Raw genomic sequence first — 20,353 nt, forward strand, 5'->3', positions numbered from 1 at the left:
CGCCCGCTCGCGCAACACCTAGCACACGCAGCGTCCGCCGTCGCAACGGCGGCGGACTCCCCCATTCCCCGCCACCCAGGCCCGTGCCCAGGCAGCCCTTCCCTCCGCCTGTGCGCCGCGTTCGGCGCACAGGCAACGCACGAAGGAGTCGCCTGATGTCGCCCATGTTCTCCCGCCCGGCGTTCGCGCGCCGCCCCCGCCGCGTCGCACCGCTGGCCGCCGCCATCGCCGTCCTCGTCACGGCCGGCCCGCACGCCGCGCATGCGCAAGACGCCACCACCCTGCCCACGGTACGGGTCAGCGAGCGCAGCGATCCCGGCACGCGCAGCAGCACCGCCACCAAGACCGACACCAGCCTGCTGGAAACCCCGCAATCGCTGTCGGTGATCGACGACGCGCGCATGCAGGCCCAGGGCGCGCAGACGCTGAAGGACGCGCTGAGCTACACCCCCGGCGTGATCCCCACGCGCTATGGCACGGACTCGCGCTACGACTGGATCTCGTTGCGCGGCTTCGACGCCTATGCGCCCGGCTTCTACCTGGATGGCATGCCGCTGCGCAACAACGGCAACTGGGGCATCTGGCCGATCGAACGCTATGGCGCCGAGCGCATCGAGGTGCTGCGCGGCCCGGCCTCGGTGCTGTACGGGCAGAGCGGCCCGGGCGGGCTGGTCAACGCGATCAGCAAGCGGCCGACCGCCGAACCGTTGCACGAGCTGCAGGTGCAGCTCGGCGATCACCAACGGCGGCAACTCGCCGGCGACCTGTCCGGGCCGCTCAGCGAGGACGGCACCGTGCTGTACCGCCTTACCGCCCTGGCGCGCGAGGCGGAACTGCCGGCCGGCGGCATGCGCGACGACCGCCGCTTCCTGGCCCCGGCGCTAACCTGGGCACCCAGCGCGGCCACCCGCCTCACCCTGCTCTCGCAACTCGGCCGCACCCGCGCCGGCGTGTACCTGCGCATGCGGCCGGCAGTCGGATCGCTGGTGCCGACCGAGATCGGTACTTATCTGCCCAGCCGTCTGTTCGAAAGCGACCCGACCTACAACCGCTTCGATCTGGACACGGCGATGCTCGCCGCGCTGTTCGAACACCGCGTCAACGACGTGCTCAGCCTGCGCCAAAACGCCCGCTACGGCCGCCTGAAGGTGGACTACCGCAGCGTGCAGGGACGCGGCTTCGTCATCGACGATCCCGCCGATCCGCTGGACCCGGCCAACTTCGCCCGACTGCGCCGCACCGCCTCGGACAGCAGGGAAACGGTGCACGCGCTGAACCTGGACAACCAGCTCGAGCTGCGCCTGCACGCCGGCGCCGTGCAGCACACGCTGCTGTTCGGCCTGGACTACCAGCGCACGCGCATCGATCAGGTCAGCCACAGCGGCGGCACCACCACGCCCCTGGACATCCGCCATCCGGTCTACGGCGACCCGGTGCGGATGCCCGCGCCGTGGTACGACGGCATCGCCACGGTGAGCCAGACCGGCGTGTACGTGCAGGACCAGGTGCGCTGGCGCGAGCGCTGGCTGCTCACCGTGGGCGCCCGCTACGACCGGGCCGACAGCACACTCGACAACCGCCTGGACGGCAGCCGCAGCGACATCGTCGAACGCAAGGCCAGCAAGCGCGCCGGCCTCACCTACGTGGCCGCGAACGGCTGGGCACCGTACCTGAGTTACAGCGAATCCTTCGTGCCGACCGCCACGCGCGACCCGCTGAGCGGCCGCGCGTTCCGTCCCGAAAGCGGGCGCCAGTACGAAGCCGGGCTGCGCTTCCAGCCGGACGGCGGCACGCAGACATACAGCGCCGCCGTGTTCGACCTGCGCCGGCGCAACTACCTGACCTACGACCCGGACTTCGTCCCGCGCCAGACCGGCGAGACGCTGGTGCGCGGTCTGGAACTGGAGGCGTCGCTGCATCCGCTGCCGCGCCTGCAGGTGATCGGCTCCTACAGCTACACGCCGACGGTGCGCGTCACCGCCAGCAGCAACCCGCGCGAGCTGGGCAAGCCGCTGTCGGCGGTGTCGCGCCACGCCGCCGCGCTATGGGCCGACTACCGCTTCGTCAGCGGCATCCGGATCGGCCTGGGCGCGCGCTACACCGGCGCCAACCGCGGCGACCTGGACGCCGCACGCGCCGAGGTGCCGGCATTCACCCTGTTCGACGCACTGCTCGGCTACGACCGCGACCGCTGGAACTTCGCCTTGAACGTGCGCAACCTCGCCGACAAGACCTACCTCAGCAACTGCGACGCCTACGACAACTGCTACTACGGCGAGCAGCGGCGCGTGACAGCCACGGCCACGTATCGCTGGTGAGGCGGGCGCGTGTGCGTGATGGCGATAGGAGCCGTCGCGCACATGTTTCCTTATGTCAAGGCGCGGACCATGTCGCCGTCGGATCCGGTGATGTCCGACCCAAGATGGATGTTCCATTGCGTCATGAACGCTTCGGAGCAGGAACTGCTGGATAAACATCGCGCCTCAGAAGCCGTCAAATGGCGTATCGAAGGCAGGCTAAGAATCCCAACTGTTTGGGCTCAGGCCTGCCACTTTGTCGGACGCAACCTCGCGGTTGACTGCGTCTCTCCCTTCCTACTGGCGACTGTTCTAGTTGACATGAATCACGGGCCTGGAATAGCCAACTAGGTGCGACTTGATGTAACGTTTCTGACTAGAATCAAAGCCTTCCGCTTCACTAGCGACGCCTAGCCAGGAAGCCCCCAATACGCAGACGAAAGGCCGCTTGCGCATGATCAACTCGAATGTTCTGCACTGTGTGCGTCAAGTTAAGATTGGCGACAATGTGGGAACGCTATTTACCATAGAAGTCCAGGGCCTTCAGTACTTGGTGACGGCTAATCACCTGCTTGAGAAATGGCAATCGGGTGATTACATTGGCATCTGGCAAGGCAAGGAATGGCGAGGCCTGCCTGTCGAGCTAGTTGGCACCCACGAAGCAGGAGATGTAGCGGTATTTGCTTCCTCCATGCAACTGTCCCAGCGCCTGCCCTTGGAGGCGAGCAGCAAAGGCCTGATATGGAGCCAGGACGTATTTTTCCTTGGCTTCCCATACGGATGGCGTGCAGAAGTGCCCCCCGAACTTAATGGAAAATACCCCCTTCCCTTCGTCAAAAAAGCAATTGTTTCCGCCATGGTCGTTGCAGATGGTTTCGAAACGATATTTCTAGACGGCCTCAACAACCCTGGATTCTCTGGCGGGCCTGTAGTTTTTATCCCACCAGGCTCAAATGATTTTCAGGTCTGCAGTGTCGTGACCAGCTTCCGATATGTGGCTGAGCCTGTATATGAGGGCGACTCGGAGCACTCATTGGTCTACAGGGCAAATACCGGAATCATCGAGTCAACCAACATCCGCATCATCTTGGAGTTGATCAAGAACAACCCTATCGGTCTAGCCCGGCCTTCAACTTAAATGCTCACATTGATCGCTGGAGATCACGACTTGGCAGATGCCGAACTGATCGTATGTGTCGCGGGCGAGACGAACAAAATCTCTCGCAACCTATGCTCGTAGCTGGGCGGGCGCATTACGTTCGACGCCGCCGCGTGCCGACCCGCCTGCGGCGCCGCAAACCATCAAGCCCATTCACGTCCGTCAGTACGTGACTCGGCGTGCCATCGGGGCGAGCGGCACGTCAGCGCGAACCGCGAGTCGGACACAGCTCGGTGGTGATGACCGAGCACTAAGTGCGCAATCGCCGCGGCACGAAGGTAACCCCAACGCGCTGAGGATTGCGGAACAGCCCAGGAAATTGCGGAACAGTATGGCTCCGCGAAAACGACCGTAAGTCGTTGAAACCAAATGGAGGCCTGGGTCGGAATTGAACCGGCGTACGCGGATTTGCAGTCCGCTGCATAACCACTCTGCCACCAGGCCGGTGGACTGACGTCTTGCCGCAACGCCTGTGGCGTCCGACAAAAACAAAGCCCCGCTGCCGGGGCCCTTGCGGCGGGAACTGGACGAGGCCTCGCGGCTCTCTTCCAACGCGTTGATTCAAAAGATGTTTTTGAATCAGCCCGGCGCACAACGGACTGCATTGTGTACCAAGCTCCCCGGCTTGGCAACCCTGCGCTGCGCGCATGCAACGTTTGCGGAGACCGCACTGCCGAGACCACGACGCCCACGCGACGTCGCCACCCGACTGGAATGCCGACCACAGCGCCACGCCGGTGGCAGTAGACAAGCGCGGCCTCGCGCGGATCGGCGCACGATCGGCACGCCGCCGCGCTCTAGCATGGCGCCACACCCAAACGAGAGATCGCCATGAACCGATGGACACGCTGGAGTGGGATCGCGCTGTGCCTGGCCGCGAGCGCCACCGCCGCCGCACAGACCTGTGCGCTGCAGACGCAGACTGTGAATCTGCCGCTGGCCTCCAAGGCCACGCCGACATTCGCCTACCAGGTGCGGGTGCAGCTCGGCAGCGACGCCGATGGTCGCAGCAGCGGCAGCCAGGTGCTGGAGGTGGATACCGGCTCCACCGGCGTGGTGGTGCCGTTGAGCGACGCATTGCGCAGCGCCTGGGATGCCTCCAACACGCCCGGCCACATCTTCTATTCGAGCGACAGCAAATATCACCCCGGCAAGTACGTGGACGTGCCGATGCGGCTCGGCGTCTCCGCCGACGGCAAGCGCGCCGCCGCGCGGGTGGACCGCATCACCGTGTTGGCCGCGCAGTGCACCTGCGATGTGGCCACCGTCGCCCAGCAGCCCAAGCCGCTGGCGCAGGTGCCGGCCACCTGCGCCGGCTACGACGGCAGCCCGGCGCTGAGCAGCAACACGCAGGTGCTGCGCAACTGCAGCACCATCTCCCCCAAGTTCGGCATGATGGGCGTGGGCTACGACCGCGGCGTCGACGCCGCGCGCAACCCGTTCCTCAACCTGGCGCAGATGCGCGCGCAGCGCATGAGCCCCGGCTACATCGTCAGCGCCAAGGGCATCACCCTGGGCGTCAGCAAGACGGCACTGCAGGGGTTCGCCCTGGTCCCGCTGCAACGCGGCGCCGCCACCGCCGATGCGCCGAGCGACTGGCAGGCGCCCACCGCCTGCGCCAGCTTCCCCGGCAGCGGCAGCGACTACCGCGTCTGCGGCAAACTGCTGCCCGATACCGGCGTGTCCTACATGATGCTCAACCCGGTGGTGCCGCCCGCCACGCCCGACAGCCTGCAACAGACTGTGGAGATGGCCGGGCTTCCCACGCGGGTGGTGTCGGACGCCACCCAGTTGCGGCTCGACGTCGTCGACGCGAAGGGACAACCGGTGTTCGGCTACGGCTTTGCGGTCGGCGACGGCAAGGCGGCGACGCCGGACAGCGTGCAGTGGCGCGGGCCGCTGAAAACGCCGCCAGCGCACATCAACAGCGGCCGCCACCTGCTCGCCGCAGGCGACTACGCCTACGACGCCGCCTGCGGGCATGCCGGCTTCCGTGCGGCCATCCCCGCGCCCTGAGCCTGCGCGAAACGGAGAGGCATCATCGGCCGCATCGCGATCGCGCCTGGACGACGCGATCGCTGCTGGCGCGCGACATGGTCGGTGCGCGATCGCGATGCACGCGTTCCGATGCAGCGCTCGCGGCATGGATCAACCCAGCCCGGATGGCTGCGCAATGCGATGGCGGCGGCCAAACTGACGCCGTGCATGTTGGCCATTGCGCTGCTGGCGGCCGCATGAAGCGAGGCGGAATTGCGCGATGGCTCAGCGGGGTGTGGCGCGTCTGCCACGCAGTGCAGCCGCCCAAACGAAAACAGGACCCGAAGGTCCTGTTTTCATGATCTGGAGCGGGAAACGAGACTCGAACTCGCGACCTCAACCTTGGCAAGGTTGCGCTCTACCAACTGAGCTATTCCCGCTTGAGGCCGCGAATTCTACCGGGTACGCGCAGGCTGTCAACCATTGCCTTCGATTTTTTTCGCGTTCTTTTCCGCCATCGCCGCGCGCTCGTCGTCGCGCAGGCTCGGCCAGGCCGCATGCAGGTACTGGATGCCCGACAACAGGGTCAGGATCGCCGCGATCGCCAGGGTCCAGTCGCCGACGTGGAAGACGAACAGGCCCATCCACACGCTCTCCGGCGGCGAGCCGTCGGGCATCACCGAGTACAGCAGGCACAGCAGCGCCACCATCTGCGCGGTGGTCTTGATCTTGCCGATCATCGCCACGCGCACCTTGGCGCGCTGGCCGATCTCGGCCATCCACTCGCGCAGCGCCGACACCGCGATCTCGCGGCCGACGATCACCGCCGCCCAGAACGCCATCCACGGCGTCGGGTGGCCCTGCACGATCAGGAACAGCGCCACCGCCACCATCAGCTTGTCGGCCACCGGATCCAGGAACGCGCCGAACGCGGAGTACTGGTGATAGCGCCGCGCCACCCAGCCATCCAGCCAGTCGGTGAAGGCGGCCAGGCCGAAGATCGCCGCCGAGGCGAAGTTGGTCCAGGTGTACGGCAGATAGAACACCAGCACCAGCACGGGGATCATCACGATCCGCAGCAGCGTGAGCCAGGTGGGGATGGTCAACTTCATTGCGCTGCTCTACTCGCCTGCCGGATCGGGTACCGGCAGCCCGTGCAGGTTAGCGTAGATTCGTGCAGCCAGTGCGTCATTGATCCCTTCCACCCGCGCGATCTCGGCCTCGCCGGCGGCCTTGAGCCCGGCCAGTCCGCCGAAGTGCTTGAGCAGGCTGGCGCGGCGCCGCGGGCCGATGCCGGGGATGTCCTCCAGCTTGCTGGTCATGCGCGCCTTCTGGCGGCGCCCGCGGTGGCCGGTGATGGCGAAGCGGTGCGCCTCGTCGCGCACCTGCTGGATGAACTGCAGCGCCGGCGAGGCCGCGCCCGGCCGCAGTTCGCGCCCGTCCGGCATCACCAGGGTCTCGTGGCCGGCACGGCGCTCGGCGCCCTTGGCCACGCCGATCAGCAGCACCCCGTCCACGCCCAGGTCGGCCAGCGCGCCGGTGGCCTGCGCCAGCTGGCCGGCGCCACCGTCGATCAGCAGCACGTCCGGCAGCACCACATCGCCCTTGCCCTCGCCTTCGGCGGCGCGGCGGAAACGGCGCTCGATCGCCTGGCGCATCGCCGCGTAGTCGTCGCCCGGCTCGATGCCGCTGATGTTGTAGCGCCGGTACTGGCTGCGCACCGGGCCGCTGGCGTCGAACACCACGCACGAGGCCACCGTGGCCTCGCCCATGGTGTGGCTGATGTCGAAGCATTCCACCCGCTTGACCGGCTCGGCCAGGCCGAGCATCTCGCGCAGCGCCTCGCTGCGCGCGTGCTGGGCGTTGCGGCTGGTCAGCTCGGTGACCAGGGTGGCCTGGGCATTGCGGCTGGCCAGCTCCAGGTAGCCGGCGCGCTCGCCGCGCACGTTCCACTTCAGCTGCACCTTGCGCTCGGCGGCCGAACTCAGCGCCGCCTCGATCAGTTCGGCGTCGGGAATCTCGCGGTCCAGCAGCACCTCGCGCGGCGGCGCGTGCTCGACGTAGTACTGCGACACGAATGCGCCCAGCACCTCGGCGGCGCTGTCCTCGCCATTGGTCTTGGGGAAGAACGCGCGGGTACCGAGGTTGCGCCCGTCGCGGAACGCCAGCAGCAGCACGCAGGCGTTGGCGCCCTGGGTGGCGCAGGCCAGCACGTCAAGGTCGGCGGCGCGGCCGTCCACATACTGGCGGCTCTGCATGCTGCGCAGCGAGCCGAGCAGGTCGCGCAGGCGCGCGGCGCGCTCGAACTCCAGGCGCTCGCTGGCGGCCTGCATGGCCTGCACCAGTTCCTCGCCGAGCTGGTCGCTGCGCCCTTCCAGGAACAGCGTGGAGCGGCGTACCGCCTCGGCGTACTCGTCGGCCGCCACCAGCGCCACGCACGGCGCGCTGCAGCGGCCGATCTGGTACTGCAGGCACGGCCGCGAACGGTTGCGGAACACGCTGTCCTCGCAGCTGCGCAGCTTGAACAGCTTGTGCATCAGGTTCAGCGTCTCGCGCACCGCGGTGACGCCGGGATACGGGCCGAAGTAGCGCCCGGGCACCGCGCGCGGACCGCGATGCAGGGTGATCCGCGGCCATTCCTCGCGGGTCAGCAGCACGTACGGATAGCTCTTGTCGTCGCGCAGCGACACGTTATAGCGCGGCGACAGCGATTTGATCAGTTGATTTTCCAGCAGCAGCGCCTCGCCCTCGCTGCGGGTGACGGTGACGTCCATGCGTGCCACCTGCGCCAGCATGGCCATGGTCCGCGCGTTCTTCGGCGAGCCGCTGAAATAGCTGGACACGCGCTTGCGCAGCGCGCCGGCCTTGCCGACGTAGAGCAAGGTGTCGTCCGCGGCGTACATGCGGTAGACGCCGGGCGCGGTACTGAGGTTGGCGGCAAAGGCCTTGCCGTCGAACGGGGGCAATGCGGGGGTACTCATTCGCCGATCGCGAGGTCGCGCAGTTCGCCGCTGGCGATGTCGTAGCGCAGCACCGCATGCGCATCGGTCTCGGCGATCCACACCGTGCCGGCGCTCACCGCCAGTCCAGCCGGGCCATGCAGGCGCCGCGGCAAAGCCGCGGTGGACAGTTCGCCGCCGCCCAGGCGCAGGCTGCGCAGGCTGCCGTTGCCGCTGTCGGCGATCCACAGCAGCGGCGCGTCCGGGCTCAGCGCGATCGCCTGCGGGAACTGCAGGCGGGCGCGGCTGCGCGGCCCGTCCTCGTCGCCGAAATCCCAGGGTCCCTGGCCGCCGAGCAAGGTCTGCACCAGGTCCCCCCGTAACTGCATCGAGCGCACCGCCGAGCCCAGCGCATCGCACACGTACAGCACCTGCTGCACCGCGGCCAGGCTGCACGGCTGCGCGAACGCGGCCAGGTGGCCGCTGCCGTCGCGCAGTTCCAGCGCGCCGGCGCCGGCGCGCCAGCGCAGGCTGCGGCTGCCCAGGTCGTAACTCCAGATGCGGTTGTCGCCGGCCATCGCCAGGTGCACCTGGTTGTCGGCGATCACCACGTCCTGCGGATGGTTCAGCGGCGCCAGCAGCGGTTGCTCCACCGGCCCTTCCACCGGCTCGCCGGCGCGGCCGTTGCCGCACAGCGTGTCGACCTGGCCGGTGAGCAGGTTGATCCGGCGCAGCGCATGGTTGCCGGTGTCGGCCACGTACAGCACGCCGCGCTCCAGCGCCAGCCCGCGCGGACGGTGGAACGCCGCCTCGCCGATCGCGCCGTCGATGAAGTCGGCGGTGCCGATGCCGAACTGGCGCAGCACGCGGCCATTGGTGCTGCATTCGAGAATGCGGTGATGACCGCTGTCGGCCACGTACAGCAGGTCGTCGGCCACCACCAGGCCGGTCGGGAATCGCAACGGCAGGCGCGGCTCCGGCTGGGTCTCGCGGGCGTCGCGCAGGTCCTCGTCCAGCGGCGGCGGCTGCCCGGCGCACAGCGCGTGCAGCGCCTTGTCCAGTTCGGCGCCGCCGATGCCGACCAGGCGCTCGCGCTCGACACCACCGGCGTCGATCAGGACCAGGGTCGGCCAGGCCTGGACATCGAAGCGCTGCCAGGCGGCCCAATCGGCATCGAGCAGGATCGGCGCGGACACGCCCTGGCTGCGCAGCAGCTTCAGCGCCCGCTGCGGCTCGCGCTCGCTGTCGAAGCGCGGCACCTGCACCACGATCACCTGCAGCCGTCCGGGATTGCGCGCCTGCCACTGGCCGAGTTCGGCCAGGCGCTGCGCGCACCACACCGAGGCGGCGTTGACGAAGGCCAGCACCAGCGCCCGGCCCTGCAGGTCGCGCAGGCGGATCGGCTCGGCGTTGAGCCAGGCGCCGGACGCGGGAAGTTCCAGGGCGGCGATGGAATTCATCGGTCGATTATGCCGGAGCCGAGGTCGGCGGACAGTCGTGCCACGCTGCCGGCGGCCGCTTCGTCTACCAGTTGCCAGACCTGCTCGAACTGCGCGCTGCCGCCGGTGTACGGATCCGGGATCTCGCTCCGGCCATGCACGCCGGCCCACGGCAGCCACAGCGCCACGCGCTCGCGCGCCGATGCCGGCGCGCGCTGCAGCACGTCGCGCAGGTTGGCCGCATCGGCGCACAGGAGCCAGTCGAATTCGGCAAAGTCGCGGTCGCGCAGCTGCCGCGCGCGCAGGCCGGCGATGTCCACGTCGTGCGCGGCCGCGCAGGCGATCGCACGCCGGTCCGGCGGCTCGCCGCGGTGCCAGTCGCCGGTGCCGGCCGAGTCGACCTCCACCACACCCGCCAGCGGCGAGCGCTGCAGATGGTGGCGCAGCGCGCCCTCGGCCATCGGCGAACGGCAGATGTTGCCCAGGCACACCAGCAACAGCTTCATGCCTGGCCGCCCTGCAGATAGGCCTCGGCGCGCGCCAGGTCCTCGGGCGTGTCCACGCCGGGCGGGAACGGCGCCGGCGACAGCGCCACCGCAATGCGGAAGCCGGCTTCCAGCACCCGCAACTGTTCCAGCGACTCGATCCGCTCCAGCGTGCCCGGCGGCATCGCCGCGAACCGGCGCAGGAAGCCGGCGCGGTAGGCGTAGATGCCGATATGCCGCAGCCACGGGCCGGGCAGCGGCAGCTGCGCCTGCGAGGCGGCGAAGGCGTCGCGGTGCCAGGGGATCGGCGCGCGGCTGAAGTACAGCGCATCGCCGTCGGCGCGGCGCACCAGCTTGACCACGTTGGGATCGAACAGGTGTTCGGCCGCGTCCACCGGCGTGCCCAGGGTCGCCATCTCGGCGCCGCTGTCGGCCAGGGTCCGGGCCACCGCGACGATACCGGCGACCGGCGCGAACGGTTCGTCGCCCTGCAGGTTGACCACCAGGGTCGCATCGTCCCAGCCGGCGATGTCGGCGCACTCGGCCAGGCGGTCGGTGCCGGAGGCGTGGTCGCTGGAGGTCGTGGCCACGTGCACGCCGTCCAGGTCGGCCACGGCGGCGGCGATGCGCGCATCGTCGGCGGCCACCCACACCTGCGCAGCGCCAGCGGCGAGCGCACGCCGGGCCACGTGGCGGATCAGCGGCTCGCCGCCGAGCGCCCGCAGGGGCTTGCCCGGCAACCGCGAGGCGACATAGCGGGCCGGGATGGCGACCACGAACGGCGGCACGGCGGCGCTCATGCCACCACCGCGCTGGCGGTGGCAACGCCGCTGGCGGCGGCAGACGGGTGCGGGAACGCGGCGAATCCGGCCATGAATTGATCTTTCTCCGTCAATTATTGAGAATAGTTCGCATTCGCCGTTCGACGACCGAACTGTCCCAGCACGTGTGCCGCTGCGACAGCCTCTGGCGCGACGACGGCGTTGCCTTCCGCCCATTCTATAGACCCCACCGATGAACCTCCCCGCCCGTTCGCTCCGATCCGCTGCGCCGCCCTCCTCCACCACCACGCGCCGCGCGCTGTGCCTGGCCATCGCCGCACTGCTGCTGCCGGCCGCGGCCGGCGCCGCCGAGGCCGGCGCCAGCGCGGCCGACGCCCTGGCCACCGGCGACCGGCAACCCACCGAGCTGGAGAAGCTGGATGTGGTCGCGCAGCGCAAGGACGGCTACACCCCGCCGCCCAGCGCCACCGGCACCGGCCTGGTGCTGAGTCCGCTGGAGACGCCGCAATCGATGAGCAGCATCGGCCGCGAGCAGATGGACGACTTCGGCCTGCGCAACGCTAACGACGTGCTGGCGCTGGCCACCGGCATCAACGTCGAGAAGATCGAGACCGATCGCACCTACTACAGCGCGCGCGGTTTCGACATCGTCAACTTCCAGGTCGACGGCCTCGGCCTGCCGTTCACCAACGGCGGTGCCGAAGGCGACCTGGACACCGCGATGTACGAGCGGGTGGAGGTGTTGCGCGGCGCCAACGGACTGCTGTCCTCGACCGGCAATCCGTCGGCGACGGTCAACTTCGTGCGCAAGCGCCCGACCCAGGAACTGCAGGGCAGCGTCGGCATCACCGCCGGCAGTTGGGACACGCGTCGTGTCGACGCCGACCTGTCCGGCAAGCTCGATCGCAGCGGCAGCGTGCGCGGGCGCATCGTTGCCGCCGGCCAGGATGGCGACAGCTACCTGGACCGCTACTCGCTGAAGAAGCGCAGCGTCTACGGCATCGTCGAGGCCGACCTGAGCGACAGCACCCTGCTCAGCGTGGGCGCCAGCTACCAGAAGAACGAGCCCCACGGCGGCATGTGGGGCGCCCTGCCCCTGTACTACAGCGACGGCAGCGCCACGGACTATGCGCGCTCGACCAGCACCTCGGCCGAATGGTCGTACTGGAACAGCACCGACAAGCGCGCATTCGTGGAACTGCAGCAAGCGCTGGGCGGCGGCTGGCAGCTCAAGGCCGCACTGAACTACCGCAAGCTGGAGTCGGACGGCAACCTGTTCTACGCCTACGGCACGCCGGACCGCGCCACCGGGCTGGGGCTGTACTCCTATCCCTCGCGTTACGTCAGCCACGAGACGCAGAAGTACGCCGACCTCTACGCAAGCGGCCCACTCGTCCTGGGCGGCCGCGAACACGAACTGGTGGCGGGCGTGAAGTGGGCCGGCATCGACGTCTCGCAGGTCTCCACCTACCCCGATTCCAGCGACACCAGCGCCTGGTTCGCACTGCCCAGCCTGGAGAGCTGGACCGGCGACATCGCGCTGCCGGCGTTCACCACCGCGCCGACCGGCGCCGCGTTCGACATGATCCGCCGCAGCGCCTACGCCACCGCGCGCTGGAACCTGAGCGATGAGCTGAAGCTGATCACCGGGGTCAACCACACCCGGATCGAGAGCCGCGGCCAGAACTACGGCGTGCAGCATGCCTACGACGAGAGCAAGACCACGCCGTTCGTCGGTGCGGTCTACAACTTCGATCCGGACTACGCGCTGTACGCCAGCTATGCGGAGATCTTCAACCCGCAGACCGAACTGGACCGCAACCTGCAGGTGCTGGACCCGATCACCGGCAGCAACGCCGAGCTCGGCATCAAGGGCCAGTGGTTGCAGCAGCGGGTCAATGCCTCCTTCGCCCTGTTCCGCGCCAAGCAGGACAACACCGCCGAAGCCGACACCTACGTGGGTACGCTGCAGACCTACAAGCCGGTGGACGCCACCTCCACCGGCTACGAGTTCGACGTCGCCGGCCGCATCGGCGAACACTGGCAGCTCAATGCCGGCTACACCCAGCTGAGCCTCAAGGACGACGCCGGCAACAACGTGCGCACCTACGTGCCGCGCCGCACCTTCAAGCTCGCCAGCACCTACACCGTGCCGCAGTGGGAAGCGCTGAAGCTGGGCGCGACGCTGACCTGGCAAAGCGACATCTCCCGCGACCAGCAGGCCGTGGACACCAGCGGCAATGAGATTTTCACCCGACAGGACAACTACGCGCTGCTCGGGCTGATGGCGCACTACGACTTCACCCCGCAGTTCAGCGCCACGCTCAACGTCTACAACGTCACCGACCGCAAGTACATCAACAGCCTGTACTGGGCGCAGGGCTACTACGGCGCCCCGCGCAACACCGCGCTGTCGCTGACATACAGGTTCTAATGCGGTTCGCCGACGCAACGCGGCGCTCAAGGCGTGGGCTGCGACCAGGGGCGCAGCAGGCCCGAGCGCTGCGCTGCCTGCGTACCGCCAAGCACCTCTCGGAAGCGTCTTGAGCGTCCTGTAGGAGCGGCTTCAGCCGCGATGGGCCTTACCGGTAACGCCCCATCGCGGCTGAAGCCGCTCCTACGGGGAGACGCTGGATCCGGCGCGATTGCGGCGGAAACAGCCGATGCGCGGCGCCGTTAGTCGCCTGATTCGCCGGCGCGGCCGCGCAGCTTGTCCAGCCGGTCCAGCAGGCCGATCCAGAACGCCGCCGGCAGCTCGGCGACCAGCGGCACGCTGAAGCACCAATCGTTGGCGAAGGCGGCGCACTTGACCGCGTCCTTCTCGGTCATCAGCACCGGTAACTCGCTGCCGAAGGCCAGGTCCGCGGCGCGGTACTGATGATGATCGGGAAAGGCATGCGGCACCACGCCGATGCCCTGCGCGCGCAGCATGTCGAAGAAGCGCTGCGGATGGGCGATGCCGGCCACGGCGTGCACGCGCTGGCCGGCGAAGCTGCGCAACGGCCGCGCACGGCCACCGCGCAACGGCTGCGCGCTGTCGATGCGCAGGCGCATCGCCCATTCGCCGAAGCCGGCTTCGAGCGCGCCGCTGTCGCTGGCCTGGCCCAGGTTGATGACCCGGAAATCGCATTCGTTGCCGCGCGCCACCGGCTCGCGCAGCGGCCCGGCCGGCAGCAGGCGGCCGTTGCCGTAGCGGCGCTGGCCGTCCACCACCTCGATCTCGATGTCGCGCTGCAGGCGGTAGTGCTGCAGGCCGTCGTCGCAGACCACGATGTCGCAGCCGGCCTGCAGCAGCGCACGCGCCGCGGCGACGCGGTCGCGATCCACCCGCACCGGCACGCCGGTCTTGCGCGCGATCAGTACCGGCTCGTCGCCGCCCTGCTCGGCCGAGGTACCCGGCTCGATCCAGCGCGGCTCCTGCGGCTGGCTGCGGCCGTAGCCGCGGCTGGCCACGCCCGGGCTCCAGCCGGCGTCGCGCAGGCGCTGCACCAGGGCGATGGTCAGCGGCGTCTTGCCGGTGCCGCCGGCGGTGAGGTTGCCGACCACCACCACCGGTGCGGCGATGCTGTGGCGCTTGCGCCAGCCGCGCCGGTACAGCGCGCGGCGCAGCGCGATCGCCGCCGCGTACAGCGGAGTCAGCACGCGCGCATGCAGCGGCGGCGACCCCGTACCGTACCAGTAGGCAGGGGTGAGCGGCCCGCGCTCGCTCATCCGAACTGCCTTTCGCGGAACTGCATGCTGTGCAGGTGCGCATAGACCCCACCCAGCGCCAGCAACTCGTGGTGGGTGCCGCGCTCGACGATGCGGCCGTGGTCCATCACCAGCACCTGGTCGGCGTGTTCGATGGTCGACAGCCGGTGCGCGATGACCAGCGTGGTGCGGTCGGGCATCAGCCGGTGCAAGGCGTCCTGCACCAGCCGCTCGGATTCGTTGTCCAGCGCCGCGGTGGCCTCGTCGAGGATCAGGATCGGCGCGTCCTTGAGCATCGCGCGGGCGATCGCCAGGCGCTGGCGCTGGCCGCCGGACAGGCGCCCGCCCTTGGCCCCGACCTGCGCCTGCACGCCGTCCGGCAGGTGCTCGACGAACTCCATCGCATTGGCGTCGGCGATCGCCTGCTGCAGTTGCGCCGGACCCGCGTCGCGCATCTCGCCGTAAGCGACGTTCTCGGCGATGCTGCCGTCGAACAGCATCACCTGCTGGCCGACCAGGGCGATCTGCCGGCGCAGATCCTCCAGCCGGTAGTCCTGCAGCGGATGGCCGTCGAGCAGGATCTGCCCGGACTGCGGATCGTAGAAGCGCGGAATCAGCTTGACCAGGCTCGACTTGCCGCTGCCGGAGCGGCCGACGATGGCGGTGACGGTGCCGGGTTCGGCGACGAAGCTGACCTCGGCCAGCGCCGGCCGCGCCTGCCCCGGATAGGCGGCGGTGACCTCGCGGAACTCGATCCGGCCCTGCGCGCGCTCGATGTGGCGGGTGCCGCTGTCCTGCTCTTCCGGCGCATCCAGCACCACGAACAGCCGCTGCGCCGACGCGACGCCCCGCTGCAGCATGTTCTGCACGTTGGTGAGGTTCTTCAGCGCCGGGATGATCGCCATCATCGCGGTCATCAGCGAGACGAATTCGCCGGCGGTCAGGCGCCCGGCCAGCGCCTCGTGGCCGGCGATCAGCAGCAGCGCGGCCAGGCCGATGGCGCCCAGCAACTGCACCGCGGCCGAGGAGATGCCGCGGGTGGATTCGACCTTCATCGCCAGGTGCAGGTTGGTGTCGGCCAGGTGCTGGTAGCGCTCCATCTCGCTGGCGCGCGCGCCGTACACCTTGACCTCCTGGTTGCCGGACAGGGCCTGTTCGGCGGACTGCATCAGTTCCGCGTTGCTCTCCTGGATGCGGTGACTGACCCGCCGGTAGCGCTTGGCCACGCGGTCCATCACCCAGGCCAGCGGCGGCGCCACCAGCAGGATGGTGACGGTCACGGTCCAGCTGTACCACAGCATCACCGCCAGCGCGCCGACGATCTGCAGGGTCTGCTGCACCATCACCTTCATCGCGTCGACCGCGGCCTGCGCCACCTGCTCGCTGTCCGAGCCCAGCCGCACCAGCATCGAGGCCACCGGCTCGGCGTCGAAGCGGCTGCCCGGCAGGCGCAGGTACTTGTCCAGCACGTTGACCCGGAAATCGCGGGAAATGCTTCGCGCCGCACGCCCCATCGACATGTCGGTGACGTAGCCGGCGATGCCGCGCAGCACGAACAGGCCGACGATCTGCAGCGGCAGCCACATCGCCAGTTCGCGGTTGCGCGCGATGAAGGTCTCGTCGGTGATCGGCTTCATCAGCGCCAGGAAGCCGGAGCCGGCCAGCGCTTCCAGCAGCGCGCCGACCGCGGCGATCAGCAGCAGGCCACGGTAGCCGCCGGCATAGGACAACAGGCGGCGATAGGTCCGCCAGGGGGAATCCTGGACGGGCACGTCGGTGGGTACATTCACTTGGAGCTTCCGTCCCTGTTGACTTCGGGGGCAGTGGCGATGGCGATGCGGCGGAACCCGAGCTGGCCCAGCGCGTCCTGTGCGGTGACCACCGCCTGGTACGGCGTGCGCGCGTCGGCGCGCAGCAGCACCGGCTGCTCGCGGTCGTCGCCGGCGACCTGGGCGATGCTGCGCTTGACCGACTCCACGTCGGTGCGCAGCACTTCCTGGTCGTTGATGAAGTAATGCCCGTCGGCGTTGATCAGCACGCTCAGCGCGTGCGCCGGCGGCGGCGCATTGCGGTCGCTGGCGTTGGGCAGCTGCAGTTGCAGCGTGGAACGGGCATCGAAGGTGGTGGTCACGACGAAGAAGATGATCAGCACCAGGATGACGTCGATCAACGGCACCAGGTCGATCTGCGGCTCGTCCTGGCCACGGTCGTCGCGGATCCGCACCGGCTCAGCCCTTGGCCGTCGCGGCGTTCGGCGCGGCGCCGCGGGCCGGCGCGGCGGCACGGCCGTGGCCGTCCAGCGCATCGGTCAGCGCGGTGGCTTCCTGCTCCATCTCGATCACGTAGCCGGCGATGCGGCCCTTGAAATGGCGATGGAAGATCAGCGCCGGCACCGCGATGATCATGCCGGTGGCGGTGCACACCAGCGCCTTGCCGATGCCGCCGGCGAGCTGGTTCACGTCGCCCAGGCCATGGTCGAGGATGCCGAGGAACATCTGGATCATGCCGACCACGGTGCCGAGCAGGCCCAGCAGCGGCCCGGCCGAGGCGATCGTGCCCAACGCGTTCAGGTAGCGCTCCATGCGGTGCACGACGTGCCGGCCGGTGTCCTCGATGCGCTCGCGCACGATCTCGCGCGGGCGGTTGCGCACGTCCAGGCCGGCGGCGAGCAACGCGCCCAGCGGCGAATTGCGCCGCAGCGATTCGATGTGGGTGGGGTCGAGCTTGCCGCGCGTGGCCCAGTTGCGCACTTCCTGGCCCAGTCCCGACGGCAACACCTCGCTACGGCGCAGGCTCCAGAACCGCTCCAGGACGATCGCCAGCGCGACCACGCCCAACAGCAGCAACGGCACCATCGGCCAGCCACCGGCCTTGACCAGTTCCCACACGTCGCAACCCTCCGGCACGCTCGGCCGTTCGTTCACTGGCCGATAGGATAGCAGCCGCCCGCGCCCGCTCCGCCGCATCCCACAGCCGCGCCCGCCAGGGCCGCCGCTCGCGCAGTTGCAGGCCGGCGCACCCCAGCCACACGCGCAGCGCACCACCCTGCGGGGTGCCGGCGACCTCGGCGCCGGCGGCCTGCCAGCGCGCCACCACGCCAGGATGCGGATGGCCGAAGCGGTTGCCGTAGGCCGCCGAGACCAGCACCAGGCGTGCGCCGGTGGCGGCGACGAAGGCCGGCTGCGAGGAATGCGCACTGCCATGATGCGGCGCCACCACCACCTCGGCGCGCAGCGCCTGCGGTGCCGCGCGCAGCAGTTTGCGCTCGACCACATCGCCGATGTCGCCGGCCAGCAACATCGCCCCATGCGCGGTCTCCACGCGCAGCACGCAACTGGACTCGTTGCGCAGATAGGGAAAGTGCCGCGCCGGGTGCAGGAACTGGAATCGCACCCCATCCCAGTCCCAGGCATCGCCGGCCACGCACGGCCGGTCCACCCGCAGGGGCGCACCGGCCGGGGCCTGGGTCAGGCCGATCGGCAGCGCCGCACGCACCGCGCCCAGGCCGCCGGCGTGATCGTTGTCGCCATGACTGATCACCGCGCGATCCAGCCGCGCCACGCCGAGTGCATGCAGCGCCGGCACCACCACCCGCTCGCCGGCGTCGTAGCCGTCCTCCACCGCCGGGCCGGTGTCGTACAGCAACTGGTGGCGGGAGGTGCGCACCAGCAACGACAGCCCCTGCCCCACGTCGAACATCACCAGATCGACCTCGCCCGGCCGTGGCCGCTCCAGCGGCGGGTGCAGCAACGGCAACCACAGCAGCGCTGCCAGCGGCTTGCCCGGCACCGCGCGCGGCAACAGCAGCCAGAACGCGCCGAGCAGGGCCAGCGGCAGCGCCCAGTCGCGCGCCTCCGGCAACCAGCGGAGTGCGAAGCGGCTCTCGCCCAGGGCCACGAACAGCGGCCAGGTCAGGTCGAAGCAGGCCGCTGCCAGGCGCCACAGCCAGGCACCGGCGCCGGCATGCAGTGCCTCCAGCGCAGTCCCGAGCAGGGCCAGCGGCACCACCACCAGGCTCCACCACGGGATCGCCAGCAGATTGGCCAGCGGCCCGACCAGCGAGGCCTGCCCGAACAGCATCGTGCTCACCGGCAGCAGGCCGACCGTGGCCACGCCCTGCGCGGTCAGGAAGCTGCGCAACGTCTCGCGCCAGCCGCGCCCGGCGTCGGGCATGCACCAGGCCAGCCAGGCGACGCCGAGGAAGCTCAGCCAGAAGCCGGCCGAGAGCACCGCCAGCGGGTCGCACAGCAGCATGGCGATCGCCGCCAGCGCCAGCGCGTCGACCACCCGCACCGGCCGCCGCCACAGCCGTGCTGCGACCACCACCGCGATCATCAGTGCGGTGCGCACGGTCGGCAGGGCCATGCCCGACACCAGGGTGTAGCCGCCGGCGCCGAGCAGCGCCAGCGCCGCCGCGGCCTGGCGGCGCGGCCAGTAGCGACCCAGTTGCGGCCACAGCCGCCACAGGCCGCCGCCGAGCAACGCGAAGGCGCCGGCAACCAGGCCGACATGGAAGCCGGAAATGGCGATGAGATGGGTCAGGCCGGCGGCGCGCAGGATGCGCCAGTCGCGATCGTCCAGCCGCCGCGTGTCGCCCAGCGCCAGCGCCTGCACGTAACGCGCCGAGGCCTGCGGCACGGCCGCGGCGATGCGTGCGGACATGCCGGCACGCCAGGCGTCGATGCCCTGCCCCGGCGTCAGTTGCGCTGCCGCACGCGGCGCCACCACGTAGCCACTGGCGCTGATCCGCTGCGCCAGCGCATAGGCCTCGGCATCGAAGCCGCCCGGATTGCTCAAGCCGCGCGGTGCACGCAGGCGCACCTGCAACTGCCAACGCGCGCCGGCGCGCAGGGCGCTGCGCGGTCCGGCCTGGTGCGTGCCGAAGTCGTCGTACCACGCCAGTTGCAGCAGGCGCCCGCGCAACGGCGCCGGCTGCGCCGCGTCGGCGTCCACGCGGAACAGGAAGCGGGTGCGGCGGGTCTCAGCCTGCGGCAGTTCCACCACCTGGCCGCGCACGTCGACCACGCGCTTTTCCCAGTCGGCCGGCAACTGTCTTGACAGCACCATGCCGGCGACCAGCGCCAGCCAGCCGGCCCCGATCGCGAACGCCCCCAACCAGCGCCAGCGCGGCGCCGCCACGTACAGCACCACCCCGGCGAGCAGGATCGCCGAGGCCAACGGCCAGGGCAGCAGGCGCGGCAGCCACAGCGCGGCCAGCACGCCGGCGGCGAGGCTGGCGGCGACCGCAACACCGAACGGCGCCGGTGCCGGCCAATGCGAGGCGCCAGCGGCGTCTAGACGCGGCACGGCCTCTGCAGACGGTTGCATGTGCTTGCCCCTCCTTGGCATGGGCGGATCGGACGCGACGACACGCGCGCGTGCCGGCATCCGCAGCGTGCAATGCCATCGCGATCGCCAGGCCAGCGTCGCATCGCGGCACGACCCAGGCCATCGGTCTACGCCGGAGCGGCACGTCAGAATTTGCCTAACCGAGCGCGCGCCGCGTCACAGTCCCGGCGCAATTCTCCGCAGCTTCATCGCCAGGCGCCTATGGTGCTGTGCCCAACGTCGTAAGGAGCGCGCGC

The 20,353-nt window shown here is 69.7% G+C and carries 15 protein-coding genes and 2 tRNA genes; 5 read left to right on the plus strand and 12 right to left on the minus strand.

The genetic code is table 11. From position 1 onward, the window contains the following. The first annotated feature begins 155 nt into the window (after nucleotides 1-155). The 3 genes from PG878_RS12540 to PG878_RS12550 all read left to right on the plus strand — a co-directional run bounded on the left by PG878_RS12540 (nucleotide 156) and on the right by PG878_RS12550 (nucleotide 3,435). Complete coding sequence (locus PG878_RS12540; protein ID WP_209032546.1) at nucleotides 156-2,318, plus strand: TonB-dependent siderophore receptor; 2,163 nt, start codon at nucleotides 156-158, stop codon at nucleotides 2,316-2,318. Nucleotides 2,319-2,360: 42 nt separating this feature from the next. Further along, on the plus strand, nucleotides 2,361-2,648 hold the full coding sequence (locus tag PG878_RS12545; protein ID WP_311185967.1) for a hypothetical protein: 288 nt from the start codon (nucleotides 2,361-2,363) through the stop codon (nucleotides 2,646-2,648). 103 nt (nucleotides 2,649-2,751) lie between these two features. Next, nucleotides 2,752-3,435, plus strand: a complete 684-nt coding sequence (locus tag PG878_RS12550; RefSeq protein WP_209032547.1) for a S1 family peptidase — start codon at nucleotides 2,752-2,754, stop codon at nucleotides 3,433-3,435. Between the two features lie 391 nt (nucleotides 3,436-3,826). Here the strand turns inward: PG878_RS12550 and PG878_RS12555 are convergent. Next, nucleotides 3,827-3,900: transfer RNA gene (locus PG878_RS12555), tRNA-Cys, on the minus strand. A 387-nt stretch (nucleotides 3,901-4,287) separates the two neighbouring features. On the opposite strand from PG878_RS12555, the gene PG878_RS12560 reads away from it, so the two are divergent. Beyond that, the gene (locus PG878_RS12560; RefSeq protein ID WP_209032548.1) at nucleotides 4,288-5,472 is read left to right on the plus strand and encodes a hypothetical protein; all 1,185 of its coding nucleotides are present in this window, start codon (nucleotides 4,288-4,290) and stop codon (nucleotides 5,470-5,472) included. 325 nt (nucleotides 5,473-5,797) lie between these two features. On the opposite strand, the gene PG878_RS12565 is transcribed toward PG878_RS12560, so the two are convergent. The 6 genes from PG878_RS12565 to kdsB form a co-directional block, all read right to left on the minus strand. Further along, a tRNA-Gly gene (locus tag PG878_RS12565) sits at nucleotides 5,798-5,873 on the minus strand. A gap of 36 nt (nucleotides 5,874-5,909) precedes the next feature. Further along, nucleotides 5,910-6,545, minus strand: a complete 636-nt coding sequence (gene pgsA, locus PG878_RS12570) for a CDP-diacylglycerol--glycerol-3-phosphate 3-phosphatidyltransferase (RefSeq protein WP_209032549.1) — start codon at nucleotides 6,543-6,545, stop codon at nucleotides 5,910-5,912. 9 nt (nucleotides 6,546-6,554) lie between these two features. Then, complete coding sequence (uvrC, locus tag PG878_RS12575; RefSeq protein ID WP_017910970.1) at nucleotides 6,555-8,414, minus strand: excinuclease ABC subunit UvrC; 1,860 nt, start codon at nucleotides 8,412-8,414, stop codon at nucleotides 6,555-6,557. After that, the gene (locus tag PG878_RS12580) at nucleotides 8,411-9,832 is read right to left on the minus strand and encodes a hypothetical protein (protein WP_209032550.1); all 1,422 of its coding nucleotides are present in this window, start codon (nucleotides 9,830-9,832) and stop codon (nucleotides 8,411-8,413) included. Before PG878_RS12580 ends, uvrC begins: the two co-directional genes overlap by 4 nt. Next, complete coding sequence (locus PG878_RS12585; protein WP_209032551.1) at nucleotides 9,829-10,317, minus strand: low molecular weight protein-tyrosine-phosphatase; 489 nt, start codon at nucleotides 10,315-10,317, stop codon at nucleotides 9,829-9,831. Before PG878_RS12585 ends, PG878_RS12580 begins: the two co-directional genes overlap by 4 nt. After that, nucleotides 10,314-11,096 (minus strand): 3-deoxy-manno-octulosonate cytidylyltransferase, encoded by a 783-nt coding sequence (gene kdsB / locus PG878_RS12590; RefSeq protein WP_209032552.1) that lies wholly within the window; start codon nucleotides 11,094-11,096, stop codon nucleotides 10,314-10,316. Before kdsB ends, PG878_RS12585 begins: the two co-directional genes overlap by 4 nt. 214 nt (nucleotides 11,097-11,310) lie before the next feature. Between kdsB and PG878_RS12595 the strand changes: the two genes are divergently transcribed. Next, the gene (locus tag PG878_RS12595) at nucleotides 11,311-13,512 is read left to right on the plus strand and encodes a TonB-dependent siderophore receptor (protein WP_244672755.1); all 2,202 of its coding nucleotides are present in this window, start codon (nucleotides 11,311-11,313) and stop codon (nucleotides 13,510-13,512) included. Nucleotides 13,513-13,754: 242 nt separating this feature from the next. Here PG878_RS12595 and lpxK read toward each other — a convergent pair whose 3' ends face one another. Genes lpxK through PG878_RS12620 form a run of 5 tightly spaced genes read right to left on the minus strand, consistent with a single transcriptional unit; the run spans nucleotide 13,755 to nucleotide 20,096 of the window. Further along, nucleotides 13,755-14,789: a tetraacyldisaccharide 4'-kinase gene (gene lpxK, locus PG878_RS12600; RefSeq protein ID WP_209032553.1), complete on the minus strand. Its 1,035-nt coding sequence runs from the start codon at nucleotides 14,787-14,789 to the stop codon at nucleotides 13,755-13,757. Further along, on the minus strand, nucleotides 14,786-16,558 hold the full coding sequence (gene msbA / locus PG878_RS12605; RefSeq protein WP_209032554.1) for a lipid A export permease/ATP-binding protein MsbA: 1,773 nt from the start codon (nucleotides 16,556-16,558) through the stop codon (nucleotides 14,786-14,788). The genes lpxK and msbA overlap by 4 nt, the downstream gene beginning before the upstream one ends. Further along, a complete protein-coding gene (locus tag PG878_RS12610; RefSeq protein ID WP_209032555.1) occupies nucleotides 16,555-16,992 on the minus strand; it encodes an ExbD/TolR family protein in 438 nt (145 codons plus the stop codon). Before PG878_RS12610 ends, msbA begins: the two co-directional genes overlap by 4 nt. Nucleotides 16,993-16,996: 4 nt before the next feature. Next, nucleotides 16,997-17,656 (minus strand): MotA/TolQ/ExbB proton channel family protein, encoded by a 660-nt coding sequence (locus PG878_RS12615; protein ID WP_209032556.1) that lies wholly within the window; start codon nucleotides 17,654-17,656, stop codon nucleotides 16,997-16,999. Then, nucleotides 17,550-20,096: a DNA internalization-related competence protein ComEC/Rec2 gene (locus PG878_RS12620; protein WP_209032557.1), complete on the minus strand. Its 2,547-nt coding sequence runs from the start codon at nucleotides 20,094-20,096 to the stop codon at nucleotides 17,550-17,552. Before PG878_RS12620 ends, PG878_RS12615 begins: the two co-directional genes overlap by 107 nt. Nucleotides 20,097-20,353: the final 257 nt, after the last annotated feature.

The organism is Xanthomonas hawaiiensis (genome assembly GCF_031834635.1).
Taxonomy (GTDB): domain Bacteria; phylum Pseudomonadota; class Gammaproteobacteria; order Xanthomonadales; family Xanthomonadaceae; genus Xanthomonas_A; species Xanthomonas_A sacchari.

Excerpts from the sequence above, each read along its gene's own strand:
- PG878_RS12540 (WP_209032546.1), top strand. The coding sequence starts at position 156 with ATGTCGCCCATGTTCTCCCGCCCGGCGTTCGCGCGCCGCCCCCGCCGC.
- PG878_RS12545 (WP_311185967.1), top strand. The coding sequence starts at position 2,361 with ATGTTTCCTTATGTCAAGGCGCGGACCATGTCGCCGTCGGATCCGGTG.
- PG878_RS12550 (WP_209032547.1), top strand. The coding sequence starts at position 2,752 with ATGATCAACTCGAATGTTCTGCACTGTGTGCGTCAAGTTAAGATTGGC.
- PG878_RS12560 (WP_209032548.1), top strand. The coding sequence starts at position 4,288 with ATGAACCGATGGACACGCTGGAGTGGGATCGCGCTGTGCCTGGCCGCG.
- pgsA (WP_209032549.1), bottom strand. The coding sequence starts at position 6,545 with ATGAAGTTGACCATCCCCACCTGGCTCACGCTGCTGCGGATCGTGATG.
- uvrC (WP_017910970.1), bottom strand. The coding sequence starts at position 8,414 with ATGAGTACCCCCGCATTGCCCCCGTTCGACGGCAAGGCCTTTGCCGCC.
- PG878_RS12580 (WP_209032550.1), bottom strand. The coding sequence starts at position 9,832 with ATGAATTCCATCGCCGCCCTGGAACTTCCCGCGTCCGGCGCCTGGCTC.
- PG878_RS12585 (WP_209032551.1), bottom strand. The coding sequence starts at position 10,317 with ATGAAGCTGTTGCTGGTGTGCCTGGGCAACATCTGCCGTTCGCCGATG.
- kdsB (WP_209032552.1), bottom strand. The coding sequence starts at position 11,096 with ATGAGCGCCGCCGTGCCGCCGTTCGTGGTCGCCATCCCGGCCCGCTAT.
- PG878_RS12595 (WP_244672755.1), top strand. The coding sequence starts at position 11,311 with ATGAACCTCCCCGCCCGTTCGCTCCGATCCGCTGCGCCGCCCTCCTCC.
- lpxK (WP_209032553.1), bottom strand. The coding sequence starts at position 14,789 with ATGAGCGAGCGCGGGCCGCTCACCCCTGCCTACTGGTACGGTACGGGG.
- PG878_RS12620 (WP_209032557.1), bottom strand. The coding sequence starts at position 20,096 with ATGCAACCGTCTGCAGAGGCCGTGCCGCGTCTAGACGCCGCTGGCGCC.